3 protein-coding genes are annotated in these 2,955 nt (G+C 62.8%); 2 read left to right on the top strand and 1 reads right to left on the bottom strand.

The features are described from left to right. On the top strand, positions 1-1,387 hold a 1,387-nt coding region (gene ggt / locus EN991_RS30305; protein WP_127370121.1), incomplete at its 5' end, for a gamma-glutamyltransferase. A gap of 86 nt (positions 1,388-1,473) precedes the next feature. Here ggt and EN991_RS30300 read toward each other — a convergent pair. After that, a complete protein-coding gene (locus EN991_RS30300; RefSeq protein ID WP_032808338.1) occupies positions 1,474-1,821 on the bottom strand; it encodes a hypothetical protein in 348 nt (115 codons plus the stop codon). A 504-nt stretch (positions 1,822-2,325) separates the two neighbouring features. Between EN991_RS30300 and EN991_RS30295 the strand changes: the two genes are divergently transcribed. Then, a partial coding sequence (locus EN991_RS30295) for an ABC transporter substrate-binding protein (RefSeq protein WP_127370120.1) occupies positions 2,326-2,955 on the top strand: 630 nt, incomplete at its 3' end.

Raw genomic sequence — 2,955 nt, 5'->3', positions numbered from 1 at the left:
GGACGGCAACCCGGCGAAGGGCGCCAGCCTCGACGGCTATCTCGCCGTCGGCGTACCGGGCTCTGTGGCTGGCTTCGAGATGGCCCGTGAAAAATACGGCAAATTGTCCCGCCAGGATCTGATGGCGCCGGCAATCGGCTACGCCAAGGACGGGTTCATCCTCAATCAGGGCGACGCTGCCTCGTTTGCCGGCAGTGCCGACAGGCTGGCGAAGGACCCCGCGGCCGCCGCCATATTCCTGAAACCCGACGGCAAGCCCTATGGCATCGGCGAGCGGCTGGTTCAGCCCGACCTCGCCGCCTCGCTCGCCGCCATTTCCGAAAAGGGTACGGATGCCTTCTATAAAGGCGCCATCGCTGACGCCATCATCAAGGCGAGCGGCGCCAAGGGCGGCATTCTCGCCAAGCCGGATTTCGAGCAGTATGCGGTGCGTGAGCTCAAGCCCGTGACCTGTACCTATCGCGGCTACGAGATCACCTCCTCGCCGCCGCCCAGCTCCGGCGGCATCATCATCTGCGAAATCCTCAACGTCCTGGAGGGCTATCCGCTGTCCTATCTCGGCGCAGGTTCCGCCGAGACGGTCCACGTCATGGTCGAGGCGATGCGCTACGCCTATGTCGACCGCAATTCAGCGCTTGGCGATCCTGATTTCGTCGACAACCCGGTCTCGAAACTGCTTGATAAGGCCTATGCCAAGGATATCCGCGACAAGATCGACCCGTTCCGGGCGGGCGTGTCGCAGGATTTGATGCCGAAGGGCTTTGGCGAGAGCAAGGAGACGACGCATTATTCGATCATCGACGATGCAGGCAATGCGGTAGCGGTCACCTACACGTTGAACGGTTCCTTTGGAGCCGGCGTCGTCGCCGACGGCACCGGCATCCTGCTCAACAACGAAATGGACGATTTCACCCAGAAACCCGGCGTGCCCAACCTCTATGGCCTGGTCCAGGGGGAGGCCAACGCCATCCAGCCGAAGAAGACGCCGCTGTCGTCGATGAGCCCGACCGTGGTCGCCAAGGACGGCAAGCCGTTCATGGTCATCGGCAGCCCCGGCGGCTCCCGCATCATCACCATCACGCTGGAAGCGATCGTCAATGTCATCGACCACGGCATGAACATCCAGGAGGCGATCGACGCGCCGCGCATCCACCATCAATGGCTGCCCGACAAGGTGTATGTCGAGCCGTTCGGCCTGTCGCCGGACACAGAAAAGCTGCTGGCCGGCATGGGATATCACCTCGATCTCGCCGACCAGACCTGGGGTCAGGCCGCCGGCATCCTGGTCGGCGGCAAGAGCCTGGCGGAAATCGAGAAAGGCGGCGGCGCGCGCTACAACGGCGCCATCGACAGCCGCGCGGCCTCTGGCGAGGCGCTCGGATACTGACAGCTCGGAGGAAAAGCTTGGAGCAGCGTGGCGATTCGGGTTGATCGCCCGCTGCTCAAGTGGATCGGCTCACACCGACTTGACCGTCACAAGACCAGCGTGAGGGTGGACGCAACCAGCATCAAGGCGGCAATGCCGACGAACAGCGCATAGATGCGCGGCCGGTCGAGCAGCAGCGCATTTCCGGAGATCCAGGCGGATGTGGCGCCGCCAAGCGCGAAGAGGAAGCCGTTGCGGTGCCCGAAGACCATCGATGCGGCCATCAGCCCGCCGATGATCAGCGCACCGAACACGATGATCACGGCAACGGCATATCTCTCGAAATCGTTGCCGCTTCCCATGCTCGGGCCGATTGCGTTCAAGGTTGGCAGGTCGTCCGGATCGAAAGGGTTCGTCGACCCGTATTCGTCTTGACCGGCAGGCTCTCGCATCATTCGTTCTCCGTATAGCGGCAACAAATCATCAAGCCTTGCCGAGTGCAACCCGATCACGCTGCCTTGATGCGTTCGACCGGTCCTTGACGTCTTCAGGTGGCGGCTTGCTGCCGGCTTTTGGTTCTTGGCCGTCTTTGGTCTCTCAGGCAATCCGGGAAACGGCTGCCCAAAGGCGACCGTAGCTCCCTCTATCATGGAATGCATTCGTGGAGGAAAAATGATGCGGGGCGCGGATTGGGCTTCGCAAACCGTGATTCGGACGGTGACGTCGCACAGGGTTGTTGTACGGGCGAATCGCCTTGCGGCCAGTGGGCGTCTGCGCTTGGCATGCGGTTGCGTGAAAGTTGACTGGGCAGGCATCTTAAATGTTGACTAGTAAACTCATGTTTCATAGTCACCGGGCAGTGGTCGCTGGAGACCAACCCCCGAAAAGCAGGGCCGGCCGCATTGCAGAGAGACCAAGAGCCCCAGTCGAGAGCCGCGCCCGATCATTTGCGCAGCCGAATGACCCGGCGCCAGGCGCTCGGGCTTTTTTCGCTGCCGTTCGCCGGCATGAGGTCCTCCACGGCTGAAGCCCGTCCGTTGCGCATCGTCTGCCTGGATGACGGGTTGACCGAGACCTTGCTCATGCTCGGTGTCAGCCCGGTCGCCATTGCCGATCGGGAGGTCTGGGAGAAATGGGTGGTCGAGCCGCGGCTGCCGCCCGACGTCGCCGATCTCGGCACGCTGCTCGAGCCCAATCTCGAATTCCTGCAGCAGCTCAGGCCCGACATCATCCTGTCCATGCCGTATCTCGAGGGCATCAAGCCGCTGCTCGAACGCGTGGCTCCAGTGACGACGATCGGGCTCTATACCGAGGCCGGGCAACCCTATCGGCGCGCGCTCGAGGCGACGCGCCAGCTCGCCGGGCTTGTCGGCAAGGAAAGCGAAGGCGAGGCGCTGATCGCGGCGACAGACGCGTATCTTTTGGAGGTTCGCCAGCAACTGGCGCCGCTTTCGGCACGGCCGATCTATGTCGTCAGCTTCCTGGACCCCCGCAATGTGCGCGTCTACGGCGCAAAGAGCCTGTTTCAGGAGGTGTTCGACCGCATCGGGCTCAGCAACGCGTGGACGGCCGAGACCAACTATTGGGGG

The sequence above is a fragment of the Mesorhizobium sp. M7A.F.Ca.US.005.03.2.1 genome, assembly GCF_003997795.1.
GTDB lineage: Bacteria > Pseudomonadota > Alphaproteobacteria > Rhizobiales > Rhizobiaceae > Mesorhizobium > Mesorhizobium ciceri.
This window is presented reverse-complemented; position numbering and strand designations above follow the sequence as displayed.

Coding starts and splice junctions, on each gene's coding strand:
- EN991_RS30300 (WP_032808338.1), bottom strand. CDS start 1,821: ATGATGCGAGAGCCTGCCGGTCAAGACGAATACGGGTCGACGAACCCT.